This is a genomic window from Exiguobacterium sp. UBA3491, assembly GCF_002377745.1.
Taxonomy (GTDB): Bacteria; Bacillota; Bacilli; order Exiguobacteriales; family Exiguobacteriaceae; genus Exiguobacterium_A.
Map to the genome: position 1 here is coordinate 1 of NZ_DFQK01000014.1, position 6,766 is coordinate 6,766.

General features: G+C 47.8%; 7 protein-coding genes. 6 read left to right on the forward strand and 1 reads right to left on the reverse strand.

Features of this window, described 5'->3' with window-relative positions:
- Positions 1-28 precede the first annotated feature (28 nt).
- Complete coding sequence (locus B4F99_RS04860) at positions 29-643, reverse strand: NAD(P)-dependent oxidoreductase (RefSeq protein WP_290755711.1); 615 nt, start codon at positions 641-643, stop codon at positions 29-31.
- 181 nt (positions 644-824) lie between these two features.
- Here B4F99_RS04860 and B4F99_RS04865 point away from each other — a divergent pair, with 181 nt between their 5' ends.
- From B4F99_RS04865 to B4F99_RS04890, 6 genes are all read left to right on the forward strand, one after another.
- Complete coding sequence (locus tag B4F99_RS04865; protein WP_290755713.1) at positions 825-1,514, forward strand: hypothetical protein; 690 nt, start codon at positions 825-827, stop codon at positions 1,512-1,514.
- Positions 1,515-1,531: 17 nt separating this feature from the next.
- Positions 1,532-2,455, forward strand: coding sequence for an AAA family ATPase (locus tag B4F99_RS04870; RefSeq protein ID WP_290755715.1), 924 nt, complete (start codon positions 1,532-1,534; stop codon positions 2,453-2,455).
- Between the two features lie 6 nt (positions 2,456-2,461).
- Positions 2,462-3,529, forward strand: a complete 1,068-nt coding sequence (locus B4F99_RS04875; protein WP_214855180.1) for a DUF58 domain-containing protein — start codon at positions 2,462-2,464, stop codon at positions 3,527-3,529.
- Positions 3,530-3,557: 28 nt separating this feature from the next.
- Positions 3,558-4,418, forward strand: a complete 861-nt coding sequence (locus B4F99_RS04880; protein WP_023467647.1) for an ABC transporter permease subunit — start codon at positions 3,558-3,560, stop codon at positions 4,416-4,418.
- The gene (locus B4F99_RS04885; RefSeq protein ID WP_290755719.1) at positions 4,418-5,446 is read left to right on the forward strand and encodes an ABC transporter permease subunit; all 1,029 of its coding nucleotides are present in this window, start codon (positions 4,418-4,420) and stop codon (positions 5,444-5,446) included. The genes B4F99_RS04880 and B4F99_RS04885 overlap by 1 nt, the downstream gene beginning before the upstream one ends.
- 114 nt (positions 5,447-5,560) lie before the next feature.
- Positions 5,561-6,733, forward strand: a complete 1,173-nt coding sequence (locus tag B4F99_RS04890; protein WP_290755721.1) for an MFS transporter — start codon at positions 5,561-5,563, stop codon at positions 6,731-6,733.
- The last annotated feature ends 33 nt before the right edge of the window (positions 6,734-6,766 follow it).

Consider the following 6,766-nt stretch of genomic DNA (forward strand, 5'->3'; position numbering starts at 1 on the left):
ACTGACTTTTGAGTCAGCCCCTTCTTCATCATTCAGCGAGACCGACACTCGATTTGATATGATCTTCTGTCTCGATTGCCTGTAAGAGGAAATGCGCCACATCTGCGCGATTGATCTGTTTCGCATCTTCCGGTACACCTGTATCTGCTTGACGATAAAGTCCCGTCAACGGACCGTTCAGTAAACGGAGTGGTCGAGCTACCGTATAGTTCAAATCCGCTTGTTGCAAAAGCGCAATCGCTTGACGGTGATCCTTCAGTGGATTTTTCAGAATCCGCTGAGCGAGCATCCCTTGTACACCGGGTAATTCATCATCGACACCAGCAGACGCGACATAACCAATCCGGTCTACCCCCTGTTTTTTCATCGCTGTCACGATCCGGACGAGACTCCGTTCTAAAAAGCCACTGTATGCAAGACTTTCAGTGCCAAGAGCCGCCAGGACAGCCTCTTGCCCGGCAACAGCAGCCGTCACCGCTTCTTGATCGAGCACGTCACCCTTAACGACGTGTAACCGTTCGTCACGTAGTGTCAGTTTTTCCGGACTACGGACGAACGCTGTGACCTCATGCCCGTGATCAATCGCTTGCTTGACCAGTTCTTGCCCCGTTTGACCCGTCGCTCCAAAAATAATCAATTTCATACAAAACACCCTTTCTCTTTCAAGAACCACTGATTCCATCATACCCTCACCACTTGAAAATGAATCGTCTCACCCTGTCTTTATTTTCAGAAAATTGTTTTTATTTGTTAAGCGTGTATGCTAAAATCTTCCTAAGTACATATGGATATTTTTTCCTTAAAAACAGGAAGGAGGATCGCTTGTGTTACGGCAACGCTTTATCATGTCGCTCGGTGTCATTTTGATTGGTCTGTTCTTGTTTCAAACTACCGCGACGTATATTTACACGCATTACATCATGCCGGATCCTTTTAAAAAGCCTTCGATTGCAGAAACTGAAGCGAATGGCGAAATTAGTTTTAAAAACGGTCACTCACCTACTAACACAAAAGGCAAGATGCCTTTTGAACCGATCGATCCACGACCTGGTCCGAAAGAGCTCTGGAAATCCCTTAAAGCGGATGCCTCTGACTCTCCCTTTTCTTATCTACAATATGTCATTTTAATCAGCTTATTTAGTTTCATGGTCTGGAAACTCGTTCAGTCGCGTCGCGTGAAAAAACGGCGCAGGTCTACAGGAGACGTAACGGATGACGTTCCATTCGCTCAATCAATCTTTCATCCTGCTTCTTTAAGAAAATCATCTTATCTGTATGCATCGTATTCGTCTTCACGTGTCCGTGATCTCGTCATCCGTTTTGAGCAACACTTACCGCGCAGTCAGCAACGTCGTCCGAACGAAACGCTTGAAGACTGGTTACGTCGGATTGAGGTCCCTGTCGATTTTCAGTTGTATCGGAATATCCGCTACGGTGACATGTCGGAAACGATCATCACGGACGATGAGATTCTACGCTTCGAACAACAACTAGCACGCTACTCAACCATTTGACCTTGGAGGGATTTCCTATGAAACTACAACAATTAAAAGACCAACTCAATTCCATCTATCTCGGTAAACCAGACGTCATCGACCTCTGTCTGACGGCACTCACCGCAGAAGGACATATTCTACTAGAAGACGTACCGGGAACAGGGAAAACGATGCTCGCCAAGGCGCTCGCTCAGAGCTTTGAGAGTGCCTTCTCGCGGATCCAGTTCACAGCGGATTTGCTTCCGTCCGATGTCATCGGTTCAGACTTCTTCAATTTAAAGACACAGGAGTTCGAGAATAAACGCGGTCCACTGTTCGCGAACGTCGTCTTGATCGATGAGATTAACCGTGCCGTTCCACGGACACAATCGGCATTACTTGAAGCAATGGAAGAGCGTCAGGTCTCGATTGGTGGAACGACCTATCAGATGCCAGCCCCATTCTTCGTCATCGCGACACAAAACCCGATTGAATCGGCAGGAACCTTCCCACTACCGGACGCCCAACTCGACCGGTTCATGGTCGCGATCGAAGTCGGTTACCCGGATTTCGAGAACGAACGTCGCTTATTATCTGAGATTCTGACTAACGTCCGTCGGTCAGCCGTCGGCATCGCGTCAGGTGGCGACTTGATTTCCTGGCAGGAAGAGGCGCGCCGCGTCCATGCATCGCAAGACGTGCTTGATTATCTATTACACATCGTTCAAGCGACACGAAACCATGAACTCATTGAAGTCGGGGTCAGTCCGCGTGGAGCGATTGCATTACTTCGCGCTTCACAAAGCTATGCGTTTTTGAATCAGCGCGACTTCATCATTCCGGAAGACATTAAATATCTTGCAAAACACGTCTTGTCGCACCGCCTGACATTGACACTCGAAGGTGGAATCAAGACGACGAAAGCGGCTGTCTTGACGCATATTCTGGACGACGTGCCGGTTCCGGTCGAAATGGGGTGACGAATCATGCAGATTGAACGTTCCGTCCCGTTTTGGCTTGAACGCCGACTTTTTCCACTGTACGTCACGATGACGTTCATCTTCCTCTTCATTCCGCGCCTTTCCGTCCTCGGTTTTCTGTTCGCAGCTTTGGCGACAATTCATTTTGTAGTCGGTCGAACAGAAAAGCAGCTCCGACGGGACGTCGCCATCGAATGGAAACACTATGAATCATTGATGTTCAACCAGGAGAAGACGTCGCTCCATTTGCAAGTCTTCGGCGTCGAATCCTTGAGTCAGCTTGGGCTCGAAGCGACACTTCGTTTGCACACGGATGGCGGAGTCATCTTCCCGGAGATGGATCCACTACATCCGGCGACGTTTCATGCAGTGATTGACTCTGAAGACGCAGTGACGATCCCGATTCAGACGGTTCGCCGCGGACCAGCCGAGTTCGATGAGATCATCTTAACGATTCGCCTGCCTTGGAAGATGGGCGTCTATCTCTTTACGTTCGATACGTATCCGTCGTTTACAGTCTTGCCGTCCTTGACAGCGCAAGCGACGCCGCTTCTTTTACAACGTTTACGGATTGGCGACCGACCAGACCGCTACTCACCGCTCAAGAACAAACTGGTTCAGCTTGGTGCAAAACCTTATACGGCGGAACCGTCAAAAGAGATCGATTGGTATGCGACGGCGAAGACCGGTCGCTTGCAGGCAAAAGTATTCGAAACGAGCAATCAAGATACGTTTACGATTGCCTTGAACTTATCTGCCCCGAGCGGTTACGGACTCCACCAACAATTTGAGACGTTCATCGAACAATCGGCATTCCTGATCAGTGAATTAATCAAGGAGGGCTGTAAGATTGAACTGTTCTTGAATCGACTCGACGGAGCAAACCGAATGACGCATCTTTCGCTACAAGAAGGCCAACCACAATTAAAGCATGTCTTGATGACCCTTTCGACGGTCTCGACGCGTGATTCGTTCATCGCGACACAACAGTTCGAACGCTATGTACTGCGCCGGAAACATATGAACAGTCAGTTGATCCAAATTGGCAATGACCGGATCCTCGCCATCGGCTGAGGATCCAAAGAAAGGAGTTTTTCGCCTCATGGTGTTTATCGCCCGAAAATCAATTCAGCTTATCGTGGCATTTTTTGTCTTGATTGCGATCAGCGCCCTTCCGGCGCTTGTCGCGCAAATGAAATTCAACCCAGCAAGCTACTGGGAAGGTCTGAAGCAACAATTTGCTCAATTAACGAAACTTGATGAGATTACCTATTTCAACGTAACCGCTCAAAAGGAATTCTTGTTGCTTCCTACCATCAGTCCATTCATTAAAGAGACGTTGATCATCTTTACGACAGCTATGCTGGTCTCCGCTGTGTGTGCGATTTTTTATGCTTATTTGTTTTATCGGAGTGGTCGCAAAACACGCATGATGCTGAAACAAACGACTCGGACGCTTGAGATGGTTCCGGATCTGTTCTGGATCATTCTTTCGCAATTCCTTGTCCTCTATCTGTTTAAAACGACCGGGTATGACAAAATCGAAATTGCGGGATCCTATGCTGAGTACATTCGTTTTTTACCGATTCTTACGCTAACGTTGACAACACTATTCTTCTTCATCAAATGGTTAACGACGCAAGTACTCGAACAGGAAGCTGCTCCTTTCCTTGAACTCGCACGGGCTAAAGGCATTCGTCCTGCGGCTCTTTTCTGGAAACATTTGATTCCGACAATGATCTATCGGTTTTATCTGTTTTTCCGAGCGAACATCATTACGGTCTTATCGAGTCTCGTGATCATTGAATACACGTTCGAAGTGCAAGGTATGTTCCGGTTCGTCTTTTATAATGGACAAATGCCGATTTTGATGGTCATCTTGTTCTTAATCTATCTGCCGATTTTCATCATTGATTTGTTGGCAGAATGGCTTATTCCTAACGCCTGGAAAGGGGGGATTTGATGCGTCGTACTTTGATGCGAGATCCTGTCTTCTGGTTATGTTTATTTTTACTCACTGGTTTACTGCTCCTTAGTTTTGGAAATACGATCTTCCGTGATGGTCAAGTCGATCAAATCTCGAACCGGTATGCTGAAGACGGTACGTTCCTTGCGACGTCACCACTAAAACCGTCAAGTGATCAATGGCTCGGTACAGACCGCTCTGGCTATGACCTCTTTCAATTGATGATTGAAGGATTTAAATGGACAGCCGGTATTTGTATGATTGTTGCGCTCGGTCGAATGTTTCTTTCGCTAGTGATTGCGATTCCGCTAGCTTTTAGAAGTGCTCGCGTCAATCGATACTTAAAACTTATTCTTGATGGATTTTTAGTTTTACCGCTCTCTCTTGTCGCGTTGCTCATTTTGCTTCCATCACTTACGTTCTTTGATTCGACTGCTATCCCACCGTTGTTCGACCGTGTATCGTTCGAGTTGATCGTCTTGATTTTGCTTGGTCTCCCCTCTTTATCGCTTTATCTGATTGCTGAGACCCGTCAGTTACTTAGTCAAGAGTTCATGATTGTCGCCCAAACGCTTGGTGGCAGTCCGTGGCATCGGTTCAGACGCCACATTTGGCCACATCTTGTTCCAACGTTGACAATCGTTTTTATGCAACAGTTCATCCAAACGTTGATGTTACTCGTTCACTTATCACTTTTCAAAATTTTCTTCGCTGGAACGGTTAATTTATATGTAGGAACTGCCCCAACGATTTTTGAGTGGTCCTCGATGTTCGGTTATTACTATAACCAGTTTTCAGCGACGTCTTGGCTCAATCATATGTTCCTTGTTCCACTGATTGGGCTAGCATTAGTCGTCTTTTTCAGCAATCTATTCATGAGTCGACTCGAACGGGCTTTCCGCTTCCGCCAGCAACTAAAACCAATCAAGCTATCGGCATCTCGTGCTCAAGACGAAGCCGCTGCGACGTCGATGGTCGATCCCTTTACACTCGTTGCCCGGAACTCCCGTCACGATTCTGATTGACAATCCATTTTTTTCCTCTTACACTAGAAAAAAACATGAAATGAGGGCGTCCAATGTAAGTCATTCTGAATTCTCACTCCTAACTAAATACGTACGATATGGAGGTCCTTCAGAATGAACCGGTTTACGCTTTTATTGGTCAGTCAATGGATTGCGAATGCGGGAGATGCGCTCTATATCGTCTCCCTGATCGCGATGATCTATCAAACGACAGGGCAAGCGAGTCTCGCTGCCCTGTTTCCTGTTCTCGTCACAGCAGGCATGACAGGAAGCGGCTTCTTATTCGCCCAAGTCGCTCAACGTGTTCCCCATGCCTCGTTGTTGTTCGGCAGTCAACTCCTCAAGACGATTCTCTTAGGCATCATCTGGGGGCTTGATTTACCACTGCCACTTATCCTCGCACTCGTTGGATGTATCGCTTTCTTCGACGGATTTGCTCGTCCGATCGAAAGTGCCTTCATCCCTCGACTGTGTCAGGATGTCCAAAAGGCTAACAGTCTCGTACAAGGTACGAATCAAGTGATTCAGCTCATCATGTGGCCGCTCGGCGCCATTCTGGTCAGCTGGTTATCGCCGCTTTCCGTCTTGTCCGTCTCGGCCGGTCTGTTTTTAGGTGCGAGTCTCATCAGCTATCTGTTCTATCGAAGCGTTCGCTCTCTACCCGACCCTTCGATGGAAGGGGAAGACGTTTCCTTCCGGTCGAGTATTCGCTACACGCGAGCGCATCCATTCGCGAAAGCCAACACGTATCTCGTCGGAATCGATGCGTTCGTCAGTACGGCTTGGATTTCTGCTCTGTTTCTCGTCTATATCGATACACATTTCCAGCTATCGGAACGCTGGTGGGGCATTCTAAATGCCTTCTATCTGCTGAGCATGATCGCCGGTAGTTACATGATGTTACGTCGTCGTGGAACGCGTTCGTTGCTTTATCGCAGCATCGGCTTTTCGATTGTTGCGACCTTCTTGTTTGCTTTCGCTCCAATCGTCACACTTGCCGTGATCGCTTGTCTGATCCAAGGGTTTGCGAGTCAAGTCCGGGCGATTGAGCTGAATACGTTGTTGCAAAAGACGACACCACTCGAACGGTTACCGTATGTCTATAGCGTGCAACAAACCGTTTATGCACTCTGTTTCTGCCTCGGCAGTCTATTGTTCGGATGGCTTGCCGATATGTTTGCGATCGAGCTTGTCTATGCGCTCGCAGGAGCCCTCTCTTTGTTGATGTGGCAACCGGCTCGCCAGCTATTGGCACATTCCTCTCAGGAGCAACGACACGTGTCGTAATAAATGACAGTCAAAAGAGGCTGACTCAAAAAA